The following is a 23,454-nucleotide window of genomic DNA, read 5'->3' as shown; positions in this document are numbered from 1 at the left end:
GGTGACGTCGCTCGACAAGCCGACCGAAGACCCCCAGCAGGATTCCAGGGCGGTGACGGAGGCCGCACTCTTCGAGGCCTTCGGCGGCGTGCGCGGCATGGTCGAGACGGTGGTGCCCGGCCTGCTCTTCGTCACCATCTTCACGATCAACAAGGACCTGCACTGGTCGGCGATCGCCGCCCTCGCCGTGTCCCTGCTGCTCGTCGTGGTCCGCCTGGTGCGGCGCGACACCGTGAAGCACGCCTTCAGCGGCGTCTTCGGCGTCGCCTTCGGCGTGGTCTTCGCGATGATGACCGGCAACGCCAAGGACTTCTACCTGCCGGGCATGCTCTACACGCTCGGGCTCGCCCTCGCCTACATCATCACGACCCTCGCGGGCGTCCCGCTGATCGGCCTGATCCTCGGCCCGGTCTTCAAGGAGAACCTCTCCTGGCGCACCCGCAACCCCGGCCGCAAGAAGGCGTACGCGAAGGCCAGTTGGGCCTGGGGCCTGATCCTGCTCGCCAAGTGCGCGGTGCTCTTCCCGCTCTACTGGTGGGGCGACACCACCCAGTTCGGCTGGGTGCTCATCGCCCTGAAGATCCCGCCGTTCCTGCTCGCCGTCTGGCTGACCTGGGTCTTCCTGGCCAAGGCGCCGCCGCCCATCGACGTGTTCGCGGAGATGGAAGCGGAGGAGAAGGCCGAGAAGGAGCGCAAGGCCGCTCTCGCCGAGGAGCGCGGCGAGACCGCCGCCCCGGCCCGCCACCGCCGCGAGGCGTAGGCAGCGACCGAGCGGACGACGCGAGGACGCCCGCACCGCCCGCACGCACCTACCGAGCGGACGAGGCACACCGGCGGCACACGCGGGGAAGCCCGCAACCGCACCGCCCGCCGCGGCACTCTCGCCGGTACCTGTACGACGATGGGGGCGCCCGGAGAATCTCCGGGCGCCCCCATCGTCGTACCGCGAACGACCGCTAGTTCGACGCGTCCTCGCGCCGCACCGACAGCAGGTCCTCCAGCTGCTCCTCGCGGGCCTGGGCGGCCACGAAGAGGAGTTCGTCGCCGGCCTCCAGGGAGTCCTCCCGGGAGGGCGTCAGGACGCGGGTGCCGCGGATGATGGTCACCAGGGAGGTGTCCTCGGGCCACTCGACGTCACCGACGGTCGTGCCGGCCAGGGCGGACTCCGGCGGCAGGGTCAGCTCGACGAGGTTGGCGTCGCCGTGGCTGAAGCGCAGCAGCCGCACCAGGTCGCCGACGCTCACGGCCTCCTCGACGAGGGCCGACATCAGACGCGGGGTGGAGACGGCGACGTCCACGCCCCACGACTCGTTGAAGAGCCACTCGTTCTTGGGGTTGTTCACCCGGGCGACGACCCGGGGGACCCCGTACTCGGTCTTCGCGAGCAGGGAGACGACGAGGTTGACCTTGTCGTCACCCGTGGCCGCGATCACCACGTTGCAGCGCTGGAGCGCGGCCTCGTCCAGGGAGGTGATCTCGCAGGCGTCGGCGAGCAGCCACTCCGCCTGCGGGACGCGCTCGACCGAGATGGCGGTCGGAGCCTTGTCGATCAGCAGGATCTCGTGGCCGTTCTCCAGCAGTTCGCCCGCGATCGAGCGGCCCACGGCCCCGGCACCGGCAATGGCGACCCTCATCAGTGACCCGCCTCTTCGTCAGGGCCCTTGGCGAACGACGCCTCGACCTTGTCCACCTCGTCGGTGCGCATCATCACGTGCACCAGGTCGCCCTCCTGGAGGACCGTCTGCGAGGTCGGCAGGACCGCCTCGCCCAGCCGGGTGAGGAACGCGACGCGGACGCCCGTCTCCTCCTGCAGTCGGCTGATCTTGTGGCCCACCCAGGTGGGGGAGGTGTGCACCTCGGCGAGCTGGACGCCGCCGGTGGGGTCGCGCCACAGCGGCTCGGCGCCGGAGGGGAGCAACCTGCGGAGCATCTGGTCGGCCGTCCAGCGGACGGTGGCGACGGTCGGAATGCCGAGGCGCTGGTAGACCTCGGCGCGGCGCGGGTCGTAGATGCGTGCCGCGACGTTCTCGATGCCGAACATCTCGCGGGCCACCCGGGCGGCGATGATGTTCGAGTTGTCACCGCTGGAGACGGCGGCGAAGGCGCCGGCCTCCTCGATGCCCGCCTCGCGCAGGGTGTCCTGGTCGAAGCCGACTCCGGTGACACGACGGCCGCCGAACCCGGAGCCCAGCCGACGGAAGGCGGTGGGGTCCTGGTCGATCACGGCGACCGTGTGCCCCTGTTGCTCCAGGGTCTGGGCAAGAGCGGAACCCACTCTTCCGCAGCCCATGATGACGATGTGCACGACCGTCCTTCCGGATGTCAATGGGTAGAGCTCGGGCAAACAGGGTCTCAGACCGCCGCCCAAGCTACACACGCGCGGTCACCCGGCGGCACCCCTGTGCAGCGTCGCCTGCGCTTTTTCACAGGGCGGCCGGGAGACGGCGGCGAACGGCGGGTCTCAGCGCCGTGTGATGCTGCGAACACTCGCGAGGGTCAGGATTCCGAGGCCGACCAGTCCGACGGTGGCGCCGATGAGCTCCGGGCTCAGGTGCATGGGTTCTCCAAGGCGGTCAGGGTGCGGGGTTTTGTCATATAGACACGGGAGCCTCCGGGACCACGGAATCCGCAGCCGGAGAGGCCCCCGTTTTCACTCGGAGAGCAGATGGTGAGACGAAGAGGGACGGCGGGTGGGCGGCTGCCAGTTCGAGCCCTTACGATTCCCTGTTGTGTCCAAACTGACCGACGTGCCCAAACGGATTCTGATCGGGCGGGCGTTGCGCAGCGACCGGCTGGGCGAAACGCTCCTGCCGAAGCGCATCGCCCTCCCCGTCTTCGCATCCGACCCGCTCTCCTCCGTGGCGTACGCGCCCGGAGAAGTGCTGCTGGTCCTTTCCATCGCGGGCGTGTCGGCCTACCACTTCAGCCCCTGGATCGCGGTCGCGGTCGTCGTGCTGATGTTCACGGTGGTCGCCTCCTACCGCCAGAACGTCCACGCCTACCCGAGCGGCGGCGGCGACTACGAGGTGGCCAACACCAACCTCGGGCCGCGGGCCGGCCTCACCGTCGCCAGCGCCCTGCTCGTCGACTACATCCTGACCGTCGCCGTCTCCATCGCCTCCGGCATCGAGAACCTCGGCTCGGCGGTCCCCTTCGTGGTGGAGCACAAGGTCCCCTGCGCCGTCGCCGTCATCATCCTGCTCACGCTGATGAACCTGCGCGGGGTCAAGGAGTCCGGAAAGCTCTTCGCGATCCCGACCTACGTCTTCGTCGCCGGCGTCTTCATCATGATCGCGTGGGGCGCCTTCCGCGGCCTCGTCCTCGGCGACACCATGCGGGCGCCGACCGCGCAGTACCACATCAAGGCCGAGCACCAGGGGCTCGCGGGCTTCGCCCTCGTCTTCCTGCTGCTGCGTGCCTTCTCCTCCGGCTGTGCCGCCCTCACCGGCGTCGAGGCCATCTCCAACGGCGTCCCGGCCTTCCGCAAGCCGAAGTCGAAGAACGCCGCGACCACCCTCGCGGCGATGGGTCTGCTCGCCGTCACCATGTTCTGCGGCATCATCGCCCTCGCCATGGTCACCAAGGTGCGCATGGCCGAGAACCCCGCCACCGACCTGATCCACAACGGCATGGCCGTCGGCGCCGACTACGTCCAGAACCCGGTGATCTCCCAGGTCGGCGAGGCCGTGTTCGGCAAGGGCAGCTTCCTGTTCATCGTGCTGGCCGCCGCCACCGCGCTCGTCCTGTTCCTGGCCGCGAACACCGCGTACAACGGCTTCCCGCTGCTCGGCTCGATCCTCGCCCAGGACCGCTACCTGCCGCGCCAGCTGCACACCCGCGGCGACCGTCTCGCCTTCTCGAACGGCATCGTCCTCCTGGCCGGCGCCGCGAGCATGCTCGTGATCATCTACGGATCCGACTCGACCCGGTTGATCCAGCTCTACATCGTCGGCGTGTTCGTCTCCTTCACGCTCAGCCAGACCGGCATGGTCCGCCACTGGAACCGCCACCTGGCCACCGAGACCGACCAGGCCAAGCGGCGCCACATGGTCCGCTCCCGGGCCATCAACGCCTTCGGCGCCTTCTTCACCGGCCTCGTCCTGGTCGTCGTCCTCGTCACCAAGTTCACGCACGGCGCCTGGGTCGCCCTGCTCGGCATGGTGATCTTCTACGTGACGATGTCCGCGATCCGTAAGCACTACGACCGCGTCGCCGAGGAACTGGCCGCCCCCGAGGGGCCGTCCGACGACAGCGTCCGCCCCTCGCGCGTCCACTCCGTCGTCCTGGTGTCCAAGATCCACCGCCCCGCGCTGCGCGCCCTCGCCTACGCCAAGCTGCTGCGCTCCGACACCCTCGAAGCGCTCAGCGTCAACGTCGATCCGGCCGAGACCAAGAACCTGCGCGACGAATGGGAGCGGCGCGGCATCGACGTCCCCCTGAAGGTCCTCGACTCGCCCTACCGCGAGATCACCCGGCCCGTCATCGAGTACGTCAAGGGCCTGCGCAAGGAGTCGCCGCGCGACGCGGTCTCCGTGATCATCCCCGAGTACGTCGTCGGCCACTGGTACGAGCACCTGCTGCACAACCAGAGCGCCCTGCGCCTCAAGGGACGCCTGCTGTTCACCCCCGGCGTCATGGTCACCTCGGTGCCCTACCAGCTGGAGTCCTCCGAGGCCGCGAAGCTGCGCGCCCGCAGGCGCCAGGACTGGAGCGCGCCGGGTGCCGTGCGCCGCGGTCCCGCGCACGAGCGGCCCAAGGAGCCGACCGCCAAGAAGTGACGGCGGGCGACAGGCCGAGGCCCCGGCGGGCGAGCACTGCCTGCCGGGGCCGGCCCGTGTCCGGGGTCGCGGTGACGGGCCGCCCGACGGGTGCGATCGGCGGGCGCCGGAAGCACGTAGACTGGTCGGCTGTTGTCCGGCCGTACCCCCCATCGCATCTGGAGTCACCCCACCATGCAGGCAGAACCGAAGAAATCGCTGGTGGGGGAGGAGTACGAGGTCGAGATCGGCCCCGTCGCGCACGGCGGGCACTGCATCGCCCGCACGGACGAGGGCCAGGTTCTCTTCGTCCGGCACACGCTGCCCGGTGAGCGCGTCGTCGCCCGCGTGACCGAGGGCGAGGAGGGCGCGCGCTTCCTGCGCGCCGACGCGGTACGGATCGTCGACGCGTCCAAGGACCGCGTCGAGGCGCCCTGCCCCTACGCCGGTCCCGGCCGCTGCGGCGGCTGCGACTGGCAGCACGCCAAGCCGGGTGCGCAGCGCCGCCTGAAGGGCGAGGTCATCGCCGAGCAGCTGCAGCGTCTCGCGGGCCTCACGCCCGAGGAGGCCGGCTGGGACGGCACGGTGATGCCCGCCGAGGGCGACAAGCTTCCCGCGGGTGAGGTCCCGGCCTGGCGCACGCGCGTGCAGTACGCGGTCGACGCGGACGGCAACGCCGGTCTGCGCCGTCACCGCTCGCACGAGGTCGAGCCCGTCGAGCGCTGCATGATCGCCGCCGAGGGCGTCACCGAGCTCGGCATCGAGGAGCGCGACTGGGCCGGCATGGTGTCCGTCGACGCGATCGCGGCCACCGGTTCCCAGGACCGCATGGTCATCCTGGAGCCGCAGCCCGGCGCCCGCCTTCCGCTCGTCGAGCTCGACAAGCCGGTCTCCGTGATGCGGGTCGCCGAACAGGACGGCGGCATCCACCGCGTCCACGGCCGCGCGTTCGTCCGCGAGCGGGCCGACGGCCGTACCTACCGGGTCGGCAGCGGCGGCTTCTGGCAGGTCCACCCGATGGCCGCAGACACCCTCGTCAAGGCCGTCATGCAGGGCCTGCTGCCGCGCAAGGGCGACATGGCCCTCGACCTGTACTGCGGTGTCGGCCTCTTCGCCGGCGCCCTCGCCGACCGCATCGGCGACCAGGGCGCGGTCCTCGGCATCGAGTCCGGCAAGCGCGCGGTCGAGGACGCCCGGCACAACCTCGCCGGCTTCGAGCGCGTCCGCATCGAGCAGGGCAAGGTCGAGGCGGTCCTCCCGCGCACCGGCATCGCCGAGGTCGACCTCATCGTCCTGGACCCGCCCCGCGCGGGCGCCGGCAAGAAGACGGTCGAGCACCTGGTGTCGCTGGGCGCCCGCAAGATCGCGTACGTGGCCTGCGACCCGGCGGCACTGGCCCGGGACATCGCGTACTTCCGGGACGGCGGCTACAAGGTGCGCACGCTGCGCGCGTTCGACCTCTTCCCGATGACGCATCACGTGGAGTGCGTGGCGATTCTGGAGCCGGTGAAGAAGGACGCCTGATCTGTAGACGGTGTCGCGCCCGACGGTCGTTCGGGCGTACGAGAACGGGCCCCGCCGGAGTGTTTCCGGTGGGGCCCGTTTCTTGGTCTCTTGACCGGTGCCGCGGTCGGATGCCGCGCCGCGTCCGGTGGCGGCCGGCGAACCGCTCGGGTGGCCGGTGTCGCCGGTGTGTTTGTCCTTGTCGAACTCCGGACCCTCTCACCGCATTGCGTGGCCGTCCGCGTCGTGCTGTCGCGGCATTTCAGATGGCGTCGGAATTCGGTGACGTTCCTTCAGGAATTCGAGTTCCCATGTTCTCCCGGTTCACACATCCGTGCCGTGTGTCGGGCGGACGGCCGGAGGCGGGGTGCTGGAGGGCCATGGTTCCTGGCGTCACGCCGCCTCCGGCCGCTGCGGCCCTCCTACCCCGAAGGGGAATGGTCATCCCTTTCGTCCCGTGTGCACCGGAACGGCACATGGGTGGGGCCCGACGTCACGACGTCGGGCCCCACCCATGTATGCGTGTATGCGTGCTGTTCGGGCTGTCTACCAGCGGTACCAGCGGCCACGCTTGCCGCCGCTTGCCGTCGGACGGATCACGAAGCCCAGGACCCATACGATCAGGACGATCACGGCGATCCACCAGAGCGCCTTCAGTGCGAAACCGGCACCGAAAAGGATCAGGGCGAGCAGAAGAACAAGAAGAATAGGAACCATAGTTATCAACCTCCGGACCCTCGTGTGCCCTGCGGATCGATCTCCATGCACGCCGACCTTCTTTTCGTCTTTCAGGGCAGACGGATAGCGTGGACGCCGCGAGGAAAGAACGGGACGGCGGAAGAGGAGAGTGGACAGCGTGAGCACATCCGAGCCGGCCGGGCCGGCACCGTCCGCGGAAAGCCTGCTGCGCGCCACTCCACCCCACGAGCTGGTCGCCACCGCGCGGCGGCTCCTCGCGGAACGTGTCGGGGCCGAGGACGTGACCGTCCTTCTCGCCGACTACGGACTGAGGGTCCTCCAGCCGGTCACCCACCTGCCCCACACCGACGACCCGATCCCCGTGCACAAGGGGCCGGCCGGCCGGGCGTTCCTCAGCCAGACACCGGTCGTGGAGATCACCAGCGTCTCCAGCCCTACCCAGACCGTTCATCTGCCCCTCAGCGTCCGCGGCGACCGGCACGGGGTGCTCTCCGTCCGGCTGCCCAGCGGCGCGACCGACACCACCACCGTGCTCCAACTCGCCGACTTCGCCACCGTTCTGGCCCACGAAGTGATCACCGCGGGCCGCGACACCGATCTGTATCTGCAGGCGCGTCGCACCCGACGGCTCACCCTCGCCGCCGAGATGCAGTGGCAGCTCCTGCCCGGCCGTGGCTGCGCGCGCCGGGAGTACGTCATCGGCGCCCATCTGGAGCCCGCCTACACCATCGGCGGCGACAACTTCGACTGGTCGACCGATGCCGACCACCTCACCCTCACCGTCACCGACGGCATGGGCCAGGGCATCGACGCCTCCCTGCTCACGAGCCTCGCCGTCGGTGCCCTGCGCAACGCACGCCGCGCCGGGATCGGCCTCGCCGACCAGGCGTGCCTGGCCGACCAGGCGCTCTTCGCCCAGTACGGAGGCAAGAAGTACGCGTCGACCCTGCTGCTGAAGTTCGACCTGGACTCGGGCACCGTACGAGCCGTCGACGCGGGTTCGCCTCAGCTGTACCGCCAGCGCGACGACACGATCGAGCAGATCGAACTCGAAGCCCAGCTCCCCCTCGGCATGTTCGAGGAGACCCCTTACGAGGAGCAGGTGTTCCAGGTCGAACCGGGTGACCGCCTGATCGTGCTCAGCACCGGGGTGCACGGCGCACTCTCCGGCGACGGCGGAACCTTCGCGGAGCGGGCCCTGCGTCAGACCCTCGGCGCCACACGCGAAGAGCCCCCGCACGAGGCCGCCCGGGCCATGGTCGACGGCCTGTTCGAACACTTCGGCAGCAGGGAACTCGCCGCCGACGCCTCGGTCGTCTGCCTCGACTGGAACGGTCGCGCCGACGCCGGCCACGCCGAGGTGTGACGACGGGCGTCGGCGTCACCCGCCGCTCCGGCGACCGCGGATGCCGGCCTCGGCCACCTTGGCGCTCGTTGCCTCGCGCCGGCGGTGCGGCTAATGACCTGCCAGGGCGACCGCCCCCGTCGACGGCCACCCCAGCCACCAGATGAACAGGCCGCTCAGCAGGACGAGCAGGAAGATCGCCGCGTTGGTGCGGCGGTAGGCGACGAGGAGTGCCACGAACTCGCGGATCATGGCGCTCGGCCAGAAGTACGACGCCGTCGGGGCGCCGATCACGTGGCCCCGGACGCCGGTGCGGCGGGCGGTGACCGCGGCGCGGAAGACGTGGTAGTTGTTCGTGACGATCACGCAGCGGTAGTCCGGATTCGCCTTCTCCATCAGGGCCTTGCTGAACGTCAGGTTCTCGTCCGTGGTCGTCGAGCGGTCCTCGCGCTCGATCAGGTCGGCGGGGAAGCCCTGGGTGACCAGGTAGTCGGCCATCGCGTGCGACTCCGGCAGCTTCTCGTCGGGTCCCTGTCCGCCGGAGGTGAGCAGCACCGGTCGCCGCCCCCTCCGTGAGAGCCGCGCGTGCTCCTTGCGGGCGCGGTCGAGGCGGCCGGCCAGCAGCGGGGGCACGGTGGTGCCGCCGATCAGGCCCGAGCCGAGGACCACCACGTAGTCCGCCCGGCGCCGGATGCGCAGACGCCCGTACAGCGCGCCGTAGAAGAGGAAACACAGGAACATGAAGGCGACGTACCCGGCGAGCGCGACCGTTGTCGCCGCCACCACCAGGAGCGTGTGCGTGTGCAGCACCAGCGCCGTGACCAGCAGGGCGAGCAGGGCGACCAGGGCGACGCCCGCTCCCAGGGACAGCAGGTTCGCCGGGCTTCTGCCCTCCTTGCGCACCATGGTGATCCCGTTGGCGATGAGGAACCAGGCCAGCGTGACCACGCCCAGGGCCGCCAGGGTCAACAGCGCGACACCGAGGTCGTGGCCCAACTGGGCCTTCTCGGAGGCCAGGTGCAGGAAGAGCGCGATCGCGGCGAAGACGACGGCGAGCCCGAGGAGGACGGCGTTGCCGACCCGGCGGCGGTCCCGTACCACCCCTACGCAGAACAAGAAGAAGCAGACGAACGACGGTACAAAGGCCACCATGCGCCCATGCTACGAGGCGGGCCCCGGGGCCGGCCGCCCCGGTCCCGATGGCCGTCTCCTGCCACGCCCGCGTCCGCCGGAGAGGCTCGGATCCCGGGCCGCCGTCGCGTGGTGGGTGTGCTCTCAGAACACCCGGATGGGGATCTCCGCCGGGTCGCTCAGGAGTTCCCTGATCTCGTCGTCCAGGCGGACCAGGGTGATCGAGGCGCCGGCCATGTCGAGGGACGTGCAGTACTCGCCCACGTAGCTCCGCCAGACGCCGATCCCGCGTTCGGCGAGCTGCTTGTGGGCCAGGCCGTAGACCAGGTACAGCTCGCCGATCGGGGTGCCGCCGAGGCCGTTGGCCATCAGGGCCACCGCGTCGCCCGAGGCGAAGGGAAGGTCCTCGACCACCGCGTCGACCAGCTCCCCGACCATCGCGTTCGCGGACTGGAGCTTCTCCCGCTCGCGGCCCGGTTCACCGTGGATGCCCACTCCCATCTCGACCGCGTCGTCGGGGAGTTCGAAGAGTGGCGAGCCCTTCGCCGGTGGCGTGCACGCGGTGAGTGCCATGCCCATCGTGCGGGTGAGGGAGTTGACCTTCTCGCCGATCCGGTAGATCTCGTCGAGGTCGGCGCCCCGCTCGGCGGCCGCGCCGACCGCCTTCATCACGAAGAAGTTGCCGGCCACCCCGCGACGGCCGACCGTGTACGTCGAGTCCTGCACGGCCACGTCGTCGTCGATGAACAGGGTCCGGACGGTCACGCCGTCGGCCTGCGACAGTTCCTCGGCCATCTCGAAGGCCATCCGGTCGCCCGTGTAGTTGTTGACCAGCAGCAGCACGCCCTTGGGCGAGGCGACCCGCTTGACCGTCTCGTAGACGAAGTCGGCGGGCGGCGCCGCGAACACGTCGCCCGGACAGGCCGCGTCGAGCATGCCCTTGCCGACCGTCATCACGTGCGCGGGCTCGTGACCGGATCCCGAGCCCTGCACGATCGAGACCTTGTTGTCCTGCGGGGCGTCGGCGCGCATGATCAGGTTGTACTCGGGGACGTACCTGAGGGTGTCGGGGTTGGCCAGCGCCAGTCCCTCCAGCATCTCGGCGACGTAGTCCTTCGGGTCGTTGACGAACTTCTTCATGCCGTGCTCCTCGTGATCTCGTCGCCCGGGGTGCCGGGGGCGGTTCGTGCGACGGTGCCGCCCAGGGTCAGCCGCGTGCCTCCCACTCGGCCGCGACGCGCTCCGCCATCACCGCGACCGCCACCGCTCCGGGGTCCGGGGAGCCGATGCTGCGCTCGCCGGTGTAGCTCTGGCGGCCGCGTCGCGCCTGCATCGGCGTCGTCGCGTCCGCCGCGGTACGGGCCGTGGTGGCGGCCAGCGCGGCGAGTTCCGCGGCCGTGGCGGGCGGTTCGCCCTCGGCCGTCCGCCGCTCCAGCGCGTCCGTCATCGGGATGAGCGCGTCCAGCAGCGTCTTGTCCCCGAGATCGGACCTGCCGCGGGCCTTGATCCCCTCCGCGGCGGCCCGGAGCATGGCGACCGCGTCGGCCGCGTCCAGTTCGTCGCGGTCCTTCACGGTCATGGCGGCCCGCAGGAAGGCGGTGCCCCACAGCGGTCCGGAGGTGCCGCCGACCCGCTTGGAGATCACCATGGCGACCTTCTTCAGGAACTCGGGCGGCGACTCCGGGTCGAGCGTGTCCCAGTCGGCGAGCACGATCTCGAAGCCGCGGGCGAGCGAGAAGCCGAAGTCCCCGTCGCCCGCGACGGCGTCGAGGTCCCCGAAGGCCTTCTCGTTGTCGACCGCGGTCCGGGCGATGGTCCGGACGACGAACGCGAGGTCGTCGGCGGATGTCGTTGGCGTTGTCATGACTCTCCTGACTGGCTCTCCTGACCGGCGCGCGATGTCGGTTCCGACGGGAGGGACGGGGGAGGGGATCCGCCCCGCTCGGGCACGTGGACCACCGGCCCTGCCCGGGTGCGCCGTGCCCGGTCAACCCGGGGCGGGCGGTGCCGAACCAGGGGGGTCGGGCAGCGGGGTCCCGGAGTGCCCCGCGACCGCGGCGTCTCCGGCCGTGAGCAGCACCGCGAGGTCCGCGAGCTCGACCCACGGTCCCGGGTGCACCCCGAGGGGATCGTTCAGCACCCGGGTCACGGTCTCCTCCGGCGGCGGGTCGCCGAGCGAGGTGACCACGAGGGAGGCACCCGCGAAATCCTCCTCGCCGGTGTACGCGCTGGTCGTGACGGCGCAGGCGAGACCGGCGCCGAGCGCGGCGAGCATGCCGTTGCGGCTGTCCTCGATCGCGACGACGGCCGCCGGGTCGAGGCCGAGCCGGCGCACGGCGAACGCGTAGATGTCCGGGGCGGGCTTCTTGCGCTGGACCACGTCACCGGCGAACACCGAGAACCGCGCGGCCAGTTCGGTGCCCATCGCGAGTTCGAGCACGCTGCGGACGGACGCCTCGGCCGAGGTGGAGGCGACCGCCAGGGTCCAGCCCGCCGCGTGCGCCGCCTCGGCGATCCGCCGCACCCCCGGGCGGGGCGGAATGGCTCCGCTGCGGATGATCCCGGTGTAGATCTCGGTCTTGCGCCGGTGCCAGCGGGCGACCTCCTCGTCCAGCGCGTCCCGGTCCGTGGGCAGGCCGGCCGCGGCGACGAAGTCGGGGGTCAGCAGCGTCTTCATCCGCTCCTTGCCGCCGCCGACCTTCACCTTCTCCGCGTAGTCGGTGTCGCTCCACCGCACCGGCAGCCCGAACTCCTCGAACGTGGCGTTGAACGCGGGCAGATGTCCGTAGCGCTCGGTGTCGGCGAGGACGCCGTCGCAGTCGTAGACCAGCGCGGACACGGTGTCATCCCGCCCGGCCGGCGCTGCCGAACAGGGTCATCAGCGAACCGGTCATGTCGATGACGTCCTGGCGCACGGACCTGAACAGCGAGGGCGGGTCCCACTTCTGCCGCTCCGCCGCCGTCTCCAGGAAGGCCAGGCTCGACTTCATGAACTTCTCCTTGAGGGCGGTGGAGATGTTGACCTTCGCGCAGCCCCGGGAGATCAGGTCGTGGAACTGCTCGTCGGACAGCCCGCTCCCGCCGTGCAGCGCGATCGGCACCGGATGCGCCGCCACGATGTCGGAGACCCGCTGGGCGTCGAGCACCGGAGCCTGCTTGTACGACCCGTGGGCGTTCCCGATCGCCGGCGCGAAGACGTCGACGCCGGTGGTCCGCAGGAACTCCAGGGCGACCTCCAGCGTCTGCTGTTCGGCCGCGGTGTCGCTGCCGACGCCGTCCTCCACGCCCGTGATCGACTCGATCTCACCCTCGACGGCCGCCCCGTACGCACGGGCCTCCGCGACCACCTCGACCGTCTGCCGCATGTTCTCCTCGACCGGCAGCTTCGAGGCGTCGAAGAGCACCGAGTTCCAGCCCCGTCGCAGACACTCCGTGATGACCTCCCGCTCCGGACAGTGATCGAGGTGCAGGGCGACCGGCACCTCGATCCCGGCGGTCATGGCGGTCCACATCGCATACAGAACGTCGCTGCCGATCGACTTCACCGTCTTGACGGAGGTCTGCACGATCAGGGGCGACCGCTGCTCCACCGCCGCGGCCAGTACGGCCTCCATCGTCAGGTCGTTGAAGACGTTGATGGCCGGTACGGCGTAGCGCTCGGCGAACGGTCCGGAGAGGATCTCGGTCAGCGGTGCAACACCCACGACGCCTCCACGTTTGCGGCCCCACCCCTCCCATTCCACGCCCGCCGACGGCGCCCCGCCACTTTTGTCGGGGAAGCTCCGGGGAAGGGCGGGAAAGGGGTGGGGCTTCCGTCACCTTCCGTCAGTTTTCCGACGCGTTTCGTTTCCGGTCAGTTTTTCGATCGTTCGCCATCGCCCGTCGACTGCTGTGATGATGTGGATCAGGGGAGCGGCCGGGGAGGCCGTGCGTGATGAGGTCCGGGGGGATCCATGAGCACTACGACGACGTCCGCGCTGATACGGCTGAAGTCCGCGCAGAAGAGCGCCAAGGGCGTATCGCTGTATTCGCGGTTCGTGAACCGGCCGGTGGGCCGGTATCTCGCCGCCGGGGCCTACCGGCTCGGGCTGACGCCCAACCGCGTCACGCTGATCAGCGCGACGTTCAGTTTCGCCGCGGTCGCGACGGCCGCGCTCGCCGCGCCCACCTGGGCCGCGGGCCTCCTGGTGTGGCTCGGGCTGGCCGTCGGCTTCGCCTTCGACTCGGCCGACGGGCAGCTCGCCCGGCTGCGCGGCGGCGGCAGCGCGGCCGGTGAATGGCTCGACCACGTGGTCGACTGCGCCAAGATCACCGCACTGCACACCGCCGTGCTGATCGCCTTCTACCGCCACCCCGGTCACTTCGGGACCGGGGCCGACGCCTGGCTGCTCGTGCCGCTCGGCTTCCAGCTCGCCGCCGTCGTCACGTTCTTCGGCGGGCTGCTCACCGAGAAGCTCAAGCCCAAGGCCGCCCCGGGCGACCGGACCCCCGAGCCCTCCACGGTGCGCGCGGTGGCCCTGCTCCCGGTCGACCACGGGGTGTTCTGCCTGGTGTTCCTGCTGCTCGGCGGCGGCAGCGCCTTCCGGTGGGCCTACAGCCTCCTCGCCGTCGCCGCCGTGCTCTTCCTGGCCGCGTTCCTCACCAAGTGGTTCCGGGAGCTGTCCGCAGTTCGTCGTTGAACCGCGTCCCGTCCAGGGCGTCGATGGCGCGCCGCAGCTGGGTGCTCGACGTGTGCACGGTGTACGGGAAGTAGACGACGTCCACCCCCACGGTGGCGAAGTCCTTCTCCAGCCGCTCACCCTTCGGGGTGTCCCGCCAGTCGTCACCCTTGAAGATGACGTCGAAGCGGACCTGCTTCCACGTCTCCAGCTTGTCCGGCACGGTCTCCACGAACGCCGCGTCGACGTGCTTGATGCTGCGGACGATCTCCAGCCGCTCCACCAGCGGGATCATCGGAAGCCTGCCCTTGGCGTGCTCGGCCATTTCGTCCGAGACGACGCCGGCCACCAGGTAGTCGCACTGGGCACGTGCGTGACGCAGGATGTTCAAGTGCCCTATGTGGAAGAGATCGTAGGCGCCCGGTGCGTAGCCCACGCGGTACGGCTTGCTCGATGGCACAAGTGCCCCCCTTGTTCGTTTTTGGCCCCCAGAGCGCACCCCTTTCCGGGGGATGCGCGGACTTTGACGATAGCGTTCATGCATGGTGCAGGGAGGGTGAACAATTAGGGTGCGTCCTGGGTCACTTTCGACCGGAGCGGGGACCGGGGGGTCCCGTGGGACGCAGACACACAGGGGAGGCCGCAGTGGCGGCCGGGGGGAAGGTTTCGTCGCGTGACACATACCCACGACGAGCGTCGTGACCGGAGCGGTACGGGGGTCGCCGGTCCGGCGGGGTCCGTACCGGTGCAGCGCACCAACGAGCCGGACATCGGCGGGCGCAGCGACAAGGAGGGCGAAGCAGGGCCTTCCGGGCGCCGGTTGCTCCTGGTGTCCACCAACTACGCGCCCGAACACACGGGGATCGGCCCGTACGCCACCGGCATCGCCGAGCACTGGGCGAGCCGCGGCCACGAGACCCATGTCCTCGCCGGGCTGCCGCACTATCCGTCCTGGAGCCTCGACCCCGCCTACCGCAAGGTGTGGCGGGCCACCGAGCAGCGGGCCGGTGTCACCGTGCACCGCAGGCGGCACAGCGTCCCGCCTCGCCAGAGCGCCCTGCGCAGGGCGCTGTTCGAGAGCTCGATACTCGCCCACGGCATGGTCGCGCCACCCCGCACCGGCCGTCTCGACGCCGTGCTCGCCCAACTGCCCAGCCTCGCCGGAGGCGTGCTGGGCGCCCGCGTCGCCGCCCGGAACCGGGCACCGTTCGTCCCGGTCGTGCAGGACCTCATGGGGGCGGCCGCCGCCCAGTCCGGCATCCAGGGCGGCGGCCGCGCCGCCGAGCTGGCCGAGCGCGCCGAGTCGTGGGTGCTGCGACGCGCCACCCTGGTCGGTGTCATCCACGAGACGTTCGTCGAGCGGGTGCGGGCCATGGGGGTGGACCCCGGCCGCATACGCCTGGTGCCCAACTGGTCGCACATACAGGCCCCTTCGGCGCCGCGCGACCGTACCCGCGAACGGCTCGGCTGGCGGCCGGAGCAGACCGTGGTCCTGCACTCCGGGAACATGGGGCTCAAGCAGGGCCTGGAGGTGCTGGTGGACGCCGCCCGCCGCGACCCGGACACCCGGATCGTCCTGATGGGCGACGGCAACCAGCGCGAGCACCTCGCCGCACTGGCCCAGGGACTGCCCAACCTGGAGTTCCTGCCCTCGGTGGACGACGCCGACTTCCCCGACGTGCTGGCCGCCGCGGACGTCCTCGCCGTCACCCAGCGGGCCTCCGTCCTCGACATGAGCGTCCCGTCCAAGCTCACCTCCTACTTCGCGGCCGGCCGGCCGGTGGTCGCCTCGGTCGCCGCCGAGGGCGGCACGGCCCGCGAAGTGCTGCGATCCGGTGCCGGAATGCTTGTGGAACCGGAGAATCCTGATCAGTTCTTGTCAGCGGTGCGTAGACTCGCCGAAGATCCGGAGATGGCGGACGAGTTGGGCGCGGCGGGTCCGCGCCATGTAGCGGCCCATCTGTCACGGGAGGCGGGTCTCGCGCGCATCGACGCGCTGATCGACGAGGCAATGGGGGGACTTGGAAGGTGAACGAGACACACGTTCCCGTCCGGGGAGAGGATGAGCCGGAGCAGTTGCGTGAGCAGTTCCGCCAACTGCTGCGCTACCGATGGCTGATAGGCGGCGGTGTCGGCATCGGACTGCTGTCCGGAGCCTGGCTCGGCGTCACCGGCGCCGACAGCTACGCCGCCACCACCGACATCGTGCTCCGCGCCCCCACCAGCGACCCCTTCGCGCCGACGCTCTCCAGCGACAAGGCGCTGAACATGGGGTCCGAACGGCAGACCGCCCTCAGCCGCTCCGTCGCGCAGGGCGCCGCGAAGCAGCTCAGGATGAGCGCGGACGACGTGGACCAGCTCCAGCACGGGCTCCAGGTCACCAACCCGCCGCAGACCCTCGTGCTGCACTTCACGTACAACGCGTCCGACCCGAAGGAAGCGGCGCGCCGCGCCAACGCCCTCACCGCGTCGTACATCGACATGCGCAAGGACCAGTGGGAGTCCGTCCGCGACTCGATGCTCAAGAGTCTGCAGGACCAGCTCAACCCGGTCGCCAAGCAGAACGACGAACTCTCCCGGCAGATCAAGCAGCTCCCCGACGGATCCGCCGCGGACTCCGCCTACGCGGTGCAGGCCAACCTGCTCAACCGCATCACCGACCTCCGCTCCAAGATCACCAGCCTGAAGGCGCTCGACATGACGCCCGGCAACGTGATCCGCAACGCCACGGTCCCCTCCTCGTCCGACGGGCCCGGCCTCCCGCTGTCGCTCGGCCTCGGCGGCCTCGTCGGCGTCGGTCTCGGCCTGCTCGGCGCGTGGGTGCGGCTGGTCTTCGACCCCGCGCCGCGTTCGGCCGGCGACGTCGCGCGTGCCGTCCGCGGCCCCGTCCTCGGCGCGCTGCCCCGCGGTTCCGCGGGCACCCTGGTGGTCGGTCACACCGACTCCCGGGCGGCCGAGGAGTACCGCTCGATCGCCTTCCGCCTCGCCTACGACGAGCGGTTCGCCGACCGGCGCCGGCTGCTCGTCGTCGCCCCGCGCGGCTCCATGGAGTCGAGCGTCGCCGTCGCGGTCAACCTCGCCGCCTCGTTCGCCGAGACCGGCAAGAACGTCCTGCTGGTCGAGGCCGACCTGCGCACCCCGTCGCTCTCCGAGCGGCTCGACGTGACCTCGGCCTCCCGGCCCCGCTGGAGCCGTACCGGCGAGCAGGCCGAGGGCGAGTGGCCCAGCCGCGGTCAACTCCTCGTCGACGCGGGGGAGTCGGGCGCCTTCGGGCTCGTCCCCGGCGAACGCGTGCGCAACGTGCCGCGCGCGCTGACCTCCGCCCGGACCACCCGGCTGATCGCCGAGGCCGACGACCCGGACGCCACCGTCGTGGTCGTGGCCCCGCCCGTCCTCGCCTACGCCGACGCCCTCGCGCTCGTCGACCGGGTCGACGGCGTACTCATCGTCTGCGACCCGCGGACCGTGCACCGCGCCGACCTGATCCGCATCCGCGAGCTGATCGTCGGAGCGGGCGGCACCGTCCTCGGCGCGGTCACGCACACCGACTCCAAGCGGGTCCGGACGCCCGTCGCGCGCCGCAGCAGTGGCCGCCGGGCGCCGAAGAGTCAGCCGGCCAGGACCCCCGAGCCCCCCAACACCCCCGAACCCGAGCGGCACTTCGACGGCGACGGCAGCGAGACCATCGCGCTGCGCACCGTCCGCTCGGGGGACCGGTGACCGCCCCGGAGGAACAGCAGCCGTCCGAGAAGCCGTCCGGCCCGCCGCGCACCCCGCGGCGGTCGGCGGCCGCGCTCGCCTCGGTGCTCGACCAGGCGGCGTCCAGCCTCACCAACATCGCCGTGCTGGTGATCGCGGCCCGCGTCTCCACCACGCACGGCTTCGCGACCTTCTCGATGGTGTACCTCACCTTCACGGTGCTGCTCGGCCTCAACATGGCGTACGTCGGCCAGGCCGTCGTCCTCACCCGGGGCGACACCGCCACCACCGGCGCCGCGTGCCGCTCCGCGATCGCCTTCACCTCCCTCGCCTCGACCGTCGTCGGTGTCCTGCTCGCCGCCGTCGGCGCGGTCACCGGCGCCGTCACCGGTGGCTGGGCCGGTCCGGGCGGAGCCTTCCTCGCCCTCGGGCTCGTCCTGCCGCTGGTCCTGGTGCAGGACGGACTCCGGTACGCGTTCTCCACCCTGCGGCGCCCCGGCCTGGCCCTGGCCGCCGACACCCTGCGCCTGGTGTGCGTGGTCCCCGCGCTGCTGCTCCAGCCCCGGCACGCCGCACCCGGCCTGCTCGTCGCGGTGTGGGGCGTGTCGGCCGTCCCGGCGCTGCTGCTCGGCCTGCGCCTGCTGTGGCCCCATGTGCGCGGAGCGCGGGCCGACCTGCGGCCCTACGTGCGCCGGGGCCACCTCGGCCAGCGCTTCGTCGTGGAGTTCGCCGTGGGCAACGCCTCCAGCCAGCTCGCGGTGCTGGGCCTCGGCCTGTTCGCCGCCCCGCTGGCGGTCGGCGCCCTGCGCGGCGCCACCACGCTCTTCGGGCCGCTCAACGTCCTGTTCAACTCCGTCAACGCCTTCGGACCGCCCCTGCTGAACCGGCTGGGCGGCCGTCGGGCCACCACCCGCGCCGCCGCGCTGCTCGGTCTCGTCCTCAGCGTCGTCGGACTCGCCTGGGGGCTCGTCCTCTACGCCCTTCCCGACCACGTGGGGCGCCAACTCCTCGGCGCCACCTGGCAGTCGGCCGCGGCACTGCTGCCCGCCTCCGGTGCCCAGTACGCGGTGATGGGCCTCGGCACCTGTGCCCTGGTGACCCTGCGCGTGCTCAGCCCGCGCGCCACCCTGTCGGTCCAGGTGGTGTTCTCGCTGCTCTCGGTCGTCTTCATGCTCGCCGGATACGCGCTGACCGGCTCGGCGCTCGGAGCGGCCTGGGGTCTGGCCGCGGGCTCCGCGCTCAAGGCGGTCGCCGCCTGGACCCGGGTCGCACGCCTACGGGTGGAGGAACCGGCCCCGGCCACGGCGGTGCCGGCGGTCCCGGCGGGCTGAGCGCCACGGCACGTCCCCGGGGAGGGCCGGAGCGGGCTCCGGCCGCCGTCGACGAAAGGGCCGACGGGTTCCGGTACGGGCGAGCGCGGGTCGTCGGTACGAGCGCGGTGGTCGGCCTCTTCCCGGCCGCGGCCGCCGGGTGGGCACGGACGGAGCCGGTGACACGCTTGGGATGACCCGCCGTCCGCCGGGCCGGGGCTTCCGGCAGGGCGTGGCCCGGTCGGGATGCCGAGGTCAGCGCAGTCCCGTCGCCCGGTCCTGGCGGAACGTGGTGATCAGGGCGATGCAGAACGCCGCGATGGCCACCCGGCCCGACGCCTGGAGCAGGGGGCCTCTCAGCAGGATGAAGGAGTAGCCGGCGACCAGGGGGACGGCCAGGGCGATCAGGCTGCCCGGCCGGGCACTGCGCACCGCACGGCGGGCATAGCGCCGGTCGACCCGCGCCGCCGCGTAGCCCAGCGCCACGAACCCCGCCACCATGCCGACCGGACCGAAGTCGATCCACAGCTCGGCCCACACCGGCGACGAGAGGTTCGTGTTCGTCGCGCCCATCCACTGGCCGACCATGACCCCGGTGTCCATCGGCTTGTCGGGCCAGACCGAGCGGGGGACCGCGAACAGCACCGAGCCGGCCATCTGACGGCCGAAGGTGTGGCCGCTGCCGGACCGGACGTACGTGATGGTGTTGGCGAACATGCCGACCTGGTCGTAGTCCTTGAGGGCCAGCGGCTCCAGGGGCGACGTGGTCTGCACCGGGCGGTAGTTGGCGTCGTCGTAGCGGAAGCGGTCCGCGAACGGGAAGACGACCAGCGCCACGATGACACCCAGGCTGAGCGCGATCCGGTAGAAGGCCGCGCTCACCGGGAAAACCGTGAACAGCAGCGAGAAGAGCACCGTGAGGAACCAGAAACGCGGGTTGGAGATCGGGTTGTTGACCACCGCGTTCAGGGCGGCCAGCGCCCCCCAGACCGCGATGATCACCACGGAGCGCCGCGCCCGCCGCGAGGTCACCAGCCAGCGTGTGTACGCGAGCCAGGCGATGAGCGCGGGCACGGTGCCGAACCCCCGCACGATGGCCTGTCCGGCCTGCGAGTCCGCCTGGGAGAGCCCGGCCTCCTGGACGCTGCTGATGATCTCCTGGCGGCTGGTGAAGAACACCGCGGGGCCGCCCAGCTTGACCACGAGGAGCGCGGAGCCGAAGAAGGCGATCACGGTCAGCAGGTACAGCCGGCGCCGGTGCACGAGCGCCGGACGCAGCTTGTCCTCCCGCTTCCGCTCGGGCCGCTGGCGCGCCAGCAGGGTGCCGATGTCGAAGGCGACACAGCCGATCAGGACGAGGGCGACGGCCTCCGTCAGATCGGTGCGCGCGCCCACCACCGGGGTCGGTGTGCGGCCGAGCACGGCCTGCGCGAGCGGCGCGACACCCATCGCCATGTAGACGAACAGCCAGAACGAACCCGCGAGCAGTTTGCGCCGGTTGGAGAGGATCATCGTGGAGAGCCGGATGCCCGCGTACATGGTGAGCGCCAGCTGGAGCCACAGCGCCGAGTCGTGCAGACCGGTGCCGGGCTGGACCAGGACGAGCAGCGGCAGGAACACCGAGAAGCCGAGGACGAGGGGAACCGACAGCGCGCGGGAGAGCAGCGTCCGCGGCCGGAAGGGCGGCACCGCCGCCTGCCAGCCCCGCTCCGGTGACCCGGGCGTGCTGGTCGTGCCCCGGTCCATCTGCTGCGTCATGGCGCCCCCGCCCCGAAAGAGATCCCCGGCGCAGTCTAACGAGCCCTGGCCTGCGGTGAACGGTCAGCTACTAGAGTGTGGCGAAGTAGCGTCCGGGGAGACGCTGTTGGGGGGAATGGTTCGATGCGTGATCTCCCGGCCTTCACACTGGCCGGATACGACAAGGGGCGCGGGATACTCGTCCAGGCGCTCTGGTTCGCGGTGATGAACACGCTCTTCATGGCGTGGTTCACCCCGGCCCGGGTCAGGACGGCCCTGCTGCGGGCCTTCGGCGCCGAGATCGGCACGGGGGTGCTCATCCGTCACCGGGTGCGCGTGCTGTGGCCGTGGAAGCTCACGGTCGGCGACCACACCTGGATCGGCGAGGGGGCGTGGATCCTCAACCTGGAGCCGGTCACCCTCGGCGCCCATGTGTGCGTGTCGCAGGAGGCCCTGCTGTGCACGGGCAGCCACGACCACCGCGCCGCCGACTTCCGGTACCGCAACGCCCCGATCACCGTCGACGACGGCGCCTGGGTCGCGGCCCGTGCCACCGTCCTCGCCGGGGTGAAGGTCGGCCGCTGCGCCGTCGTCGGTGCCGGAGCGGTGCTCCACACCGATCTGCCCGAGCTGACCCTGCACACCGCCGACAACCGGCGCCGACCCGTCGAGGAGCCGGCGTGAGAGTGCTGCACGCGGTCACCCTGCACAGCCCCACCCACGCCTTCGGCGGTCCCGTCCGGGTCGCCCTCAACCTCTGCAAGGGGCTGCGCGAACGCGGGCACGACGCCCGGCTCACCGCCCTCGCCGACGGCTTCGAACGGCCCCTGCCCGAGGAGGTGGAGGGCGTGCCCGCCCGCCTCCACCAGGCGCGCAGGATTCTGCCGCTCGGGTTCAGCGGCCTGACCTCGCCCTCCCTCCTCGCCGGCGCCCACCGTCTCGTACGGCAGGCCGACGTCGTCCACGTGCATCTGGCGCGCGACCTGGTGACCCTGCCGGTGGCGCTCGCCGCGCTGCGCGCGGGGAAGCCGCTGGTCCTCCAGACGCACGGCATGGTCGACCCGAGCGAGCGGCGCTCGGCGCGCCTTCTCGACGCCGTCGCGGTGCGGCGGGTGCTGCGCGCTGCGACGGCCGTCCTGCACCTCACCACCCGTGAACTGCGCGATCTGGAGGCCGTGGTAGGCGGGACGGGCCTCGCCCGCGCCGTCCGCCTGGTCAACGGCGTGCCCGCGCAGCCCGAGGGCCCGGCCCCCGAAGGACCGCCGCGCATCCTGTACGCGGCCCGGCTCCAGGCCCGTAAACGCCCCGTCGACCTGGTGGACGCGGCGCCCGCGATCCTGGCCCGGCACCCCGAGGCGACGGTCGTCGTGGCGGGACCCGACGAGGGGGAACTCACCGCCGTGCGACGGCGGATCGACGAGCTCGGACTCGCGGCGCGGGTGAGCTGCCCGGGGCCCCTCGACGGGGCCCGGATGACCGAGGAACTGCGCAGGGCGCACGTGTACGTGCTGCCGTCGGTGGACGAGCCGTTCCCGATGTCGGTCCTGGAGTCGATGGCCGTGGGCACACCGGTCGTGGTGACCGACTCCAACGGCCTGGCCCGCGACGTGGACCGGGCCGGGGCCGGCCGGGTGGTCACGGGACCCGACGGCATCGCCCCGGCGGTGCTGGAGCTGCTGGACCCGGACGCCCGGCGCACCGCGTCGGCGGCGGCCCGCAAGCTCACCGCCGAGACGTTCGCCATGGACGCGGTCCTCGGCACGCTTCTCGACGTGTACGAGCGGGCCTAGAGGCGACGTCGTCCCCTCGTTCGGACCGGTGCGCACACGCGCCGGTCCGAACGGCGACCCCGGCTAGGCGGGGAGCCAGGCGTAGCAGCCCGAGGAGACGAACGTGGCGGTCCCGGCCGGGATCTTCGCGGTGATCTTCTTCGGGGCGTCCGGGCCCGGGCCCGAGGCCAGCACCTTGTCGCCCGCGCCCAGCGCCTTCCAGGTGCAGCCCTTCGCACTGGTCAGCGCGCGGTAGGTGCCCGGCGCCGGCTTCTTGCGGGTGCCGTCGGCGAAGCCGGTCGCGGCCAGGTCCAGCAGCGGCTTCTGCTTCGGGCACAGCTGGCCGATCGCGTCGTCGGCGGACGGCAGGTCCCCGGCGATGAGCGCGCCGACGGCGGCGTCCTTGTCGTGGGCGGCGGTGCGCTCGACGCGCTGGCAGGTCTCCTGGCCCACCTGGAGCACGGCCGCGGGGTCCATGTTCTTCGGCACCCGGCCGTGCAGGTACTTCTTCTCCTTGGCGGTGAAGGAACCCGTCACGGGGGTGAGCTTCGCGTCGGGCAGGACCGGCCCCTTGGAGGGGCTAGACGACTCCTCGGGAGCCGGGCTCGCCTGGTCGTCCGGGACGCCGGCCGCCTGGTCGTCGGAGATGCTCCGCGTCGGCTTCGCCGCCGCGTCGGAACCGCCGTCCGAGCTGCAGCCCGAGAGCGCGAGGAGCGCGACGAGGGCGCCGGCGGCGGCACCGCGCCGGAGGGACCGGAGAGTACGAGTGTGCATGGTGGCTCCTGCGGCCCGCTCGGGCCGGGTATGAAGGCGGGCCCGCACACGGAGGTGCGGGCCCAGGTGGGG

General features: G+C 71.5%; 21 protein-coding genes. 10 read left to right on the top strand and 11 right to left on the bottom strand.

The genetic code is table 11. From position 1 onward, the window contains the following. The first annotated feature begins 1 nt into the window (after position 1). Positions 2 to 760 (top strand): DUF3159 domain-containing protein, encoded by a 759-nt coding sequence (locus tag OG406_RS11395; RefSeq protein WP_081219860.1) that lies wholly within the window; start codon positions 2 to 4, stop codon positions 758 to 760. Between the two features lie 196 nt (positions 761 to 956). Here OG406_RS11395 and OG406_RS11390 read toward each other — a convergent pair whose 3' ends face one another. Further along, positions 957 to 1,634, bottom strand: a complete 678-nt coding sequence (locus tag OG406_RS11390) for a potassium channel family protein (RefSeq protein WP_081219861.1) — start codon at positions 1,632 to 1,634, stop codon at positions 957 to 959. Next, entirely contained in the window at positions 1,634 to 2,305 is a 672-nt protein-coding gene (locus OG406_RS11385) for a potassium channel family protein (protein ID WP_329185573.1), read from the bottom strand. The genes OG406_RS11390 and OG406_RS11385 overlap by 1 nt, the downstream gene beginning before the upstream one ends. Positions 2,306 to 2,729: 424 nt before the next feature. Here OG406_RS11385 and OG406_RS11380 point away from each other — a divergent pair, with 424 nt between their 5' ends. Together OG406_RS11380 and OG406_RS11375 are read left to right on the top strand one after the other, a co-directional pair. Next, positions 2,730 to 4,778, top strand: a complete 2,049-nt coding sequence (locus tag OG406_RS11380) for an APC family permease (protein ID WP_164375166.1) — start codon at positions 2,730 to 2,732, stop codon at positions 4,776 to 4,778. A 174-nt stretch (positions 4,779 to 4,952) separates the two neighbouring features. Further along, a complete protein-coding gene (locus OG406_RS11375; RefSeq protein ID WP_081219864.1) occupies positions 4,953 to 6,281 on the top strand; it encodes a class I SAM-dependent RNA methyltransferase in 1,329 nt (442 codons plus the stop codon). 525 nt (positions 6,282 to 6,806) lie between these two features. Here the strand turns inward: OG406_RS11375 and OG406_RS11370 are convergent. After that, positions 6,807 to 6,977 carry a hydrophobic protein gene (locus OG406_RS11370; protein WP_067385923.1) on the bottom strand — a complete coding sequence of 57 codons (171 nt, stop codon included), beginning with the start codon at positions 6,975 to 6,977 and terminating at the stop codon, positions 6,807 to 6,809. 130 nt (positions 6,978 to 7,107) lie between these two features. On the opposite strand from OG406_RS11370, the gene OG406_RS11365 reads away from it, so the two are divergent. Next, positions 7,108 to 8,325: a PP2C family protein-serine/threonine phosphatase gene (locus OG406_RS11365; RefSeq protein WP_329185569.1), complete on the top strand. Its 1,218-nt coding sequence runs from the start codon at positions 7,108 to 7,110 to the stop codon at positions 8,323 to 8,325. Between the two features lie 90 nt (positions 8,326 to 8,415). Here the strand turns inward: OG406_RS11365 and OG406_RS11360 are convergent, their stop codons facing one another. The 5 genes from OG406_RS11360 to OG406_RS11340 form a co-directional block, all read right to left on the bottom strand. After that, on the bottom strand, positions 8,416 to 9,456 hold the full coding sequence (locus OG406_RS11360) for a YdcF family protein (protein WP_329185568.1): 1,041 nt from the start codon (positions 9,454 to 9,456) through the stop codon (positions 8,416 to 8,418). 123 nt (positions 9,457 to 9,579) lie between these two features. Continuing rightward, positions 9,580 to 10,575 (bottom strand): dihydroxyacetone kinase subunit DhaK, encoded by a 996-nt coding sequence (gene dhaK / locus OG406_RS11355; RefSeq protein WP_266617175.1) that lies wholly within the window; start codon positions 10,573 to 10,575, stop codon positions 9,580 to 9,582. 67 nt (positions 10,576 to 10,642) lie between these two features. Continuing rightward, complete coding sequence (gene dhaL, locus OG406_RS11350) at positions 10,643 to 11,299, bottom strand: dihydroxyacetone kinase subunit DhaL (protein WP_164375162.1); 657 nt, start codon at positions 11,297 to 11,299, stop codon at positions 10,643 to 10,645. Positions 11,300 to 11,422: 123 nt separating this feature from the next. Beyond that, positions 11,423 to 12,274 (bottom strand): HAD-IA family hydrolase, encoded by an 852-nt coding sequence (locus tag OG406_RS11345; protein WP_164375161.1) that lies wholly within the window; start codon positions 12,272 to 12,274, stop codon positions 11,423 to 11,425. Positions 12,275 to 12,278: 4 nt separating this feature from the next. Further along, the gene (locus OG406_RS11340; RefSeq protein WP_081219870.1) at positions 12,279 to 13,139 is read right to left on the bottom strand and encodes a class II fructose-bisphosphate aldolase; all 861 of its coding nucleotides are present in this window, start codon (positions 13,137 to 13,139) and stop codon (positions 12,279 to 12,281) included. A gap of 249 nt (positions 13,140 to 13,388) precedes the next feature. Between OG406_RS11340 and OG406_RS11335 the strand changes: the two genes are divergently transcribed. Beyond that, positions 13,389 to 14,114, top strand: coding sequence for a CDP-alcohol phosphatidyltransferase family protein (locus tag OG406_RS11335; RefSeq protein WP_329185563.1), 726 nt, complete (start codon positions 13,389 to 13,391; stop codon positions 14,112 to 14,114). On the opposite strand, the gene OG406_RS11330 is transcribed toward OG406_RS11335, so the two are convergent. Continuing rightward, positions 14,074 to 14,553: an adenylyltransferase/cytidyltransferase family protein gene (locus tag OG406_RS11330; protein WP_241539808.1), complete on the bottom strand. Its 480-nt coding sequence runs from the start codon at positions 14,551 to 14,553 to the stop codon at positions 14,074 to 14,076. The two genes, OG406_RS11335 and OG406_RS11330, sit on opposite strands and share 41 nt — an antisense overlap. 366 nt (positions 14,554 to 14,919) lie before the next feature. On the opposite strand from OG406_RS11330, the gene OG406_RS11325 reads away from it, so the two are divergent. The 3 genes from OG406_RS11325 to OG406_RS11315 are packed head-to-tail and all read left to right on the top strand — an operon-like array spanning position 14,920 to position 19,123. Continuing rightward, positions 14,920 to 16,125: a glycosyltransferase gene (locus tag OG406_RS11325; RefSeq protein WP_329190748.1), complete on the top strand. Its 1,206-nt coding sequence runs from the start codon at positions 14,920 to 14,922 to the stop codon at positions 16,123 to 16,125. Continuing rightward, positions 16,122 to 17,813: a lipopolysaccharide biosynthesis protein gene (locus tag OG406_RS11320; protein WP_329185561.1), complete on the top strand. Its 1,692-nt coding sequence runs from the start codon at positions 16,122 to 16,124 to the stop codon at positions 17,811 to 17,813. The genes OG406_RS11325 and OG406_RS11320 overlap by 4 nt, the downstream gene beginning before the upstream one ends. Continuing rightward, positions 17,810 to 19,123, top strand: coding sequence for a hypothetical protein (locus OG406_RS11315; RefSeq protein ID WP_323179340.1), 1,314 nt, complete (start codon positions 17,810 to 17,812; stop codon positions 19,121 to 19,123). The genes OG406_RS11320 and OG406_RS11315 overlap by 4 nt, the downstream gene beginning before the upstream one ends. Before the next feature lie 234 nt (positions 19,124 to 19,357). Here the strand turns inward: OG406_RS11315 and OG406_RS11310 are convergent, their stop codons facing one another. After that, positions 19,358 to 20,860, bottom strand: coding sequence for an O-antigen polymerase (locus OG406_RS11310; protein WP_382755746.1), 1,503 nt, complete (start codon positions 20,858 to 20,860; stop codon positions 19,358 to 19,360). A gap of 123 nt (positions 20,861 to 20,983) precedes the next feature. On the opposite strand from OG406_RS11310, the gene OG406_RS11305 reads away from it, so the two are divergent. Beyond that, the gene (locus OG406_RS11305; RefSeq protein ID WP_266617180.1) at positions 20,984 to 21,523 is read left to right on the top strand and encodes a WcaF family extracellular polysaccharide biosynthesis acetyltransferase; all 540 of its coding nucleotides are present in this window, start codon (positions 20,984 to 20,986) and stop codon (positions 21,521 to 21,523) included. Further along, positions 21,520 to 22,629: a glycosyltransferase gene (locus OG406_RS11300; protein ID WP_329185559.1), complete on the top strand. Its 1,110-nt coding sequence runs from the start codon at positions 21,520 to 21,522 to the stop codon at positions 22,627 to 22,629. The genes OG406_RS11305 and OG406_RS11300 overlap by 4 nt, the downstream gene beginning before the upstream one ends. A 63-nt stretch (positions 22,630 to 22,692) precedes the next feature. On the opposite strand, the gene OG406_RS11295 is transcribed toward OG406_RS11300, so the two are convergent. Beyond that, entirely contained in the window at positions 22,693 to 23,382 is a 690-nt protein-coding gene (locus OG406_RS11295; protein WP_266851990.1) for a hypothetical protein, read from the bottom strand. Positions 23,383 to 23,454: the final 72 nt, after the last annotated feature.

This window comes from Streptomyces sp. NBC_01428 (assembly GCF_036231965.1).
Lineage (GTDB): Bacteria > Actinomycetota > Actinomycetes > Streptomycetales > Streptomycetaceae > Streptomyces.
Note: the sequence above shows the minus strand (reverse complement) of the source record. Positions and strands in the feature narration are given on the sequence as shown.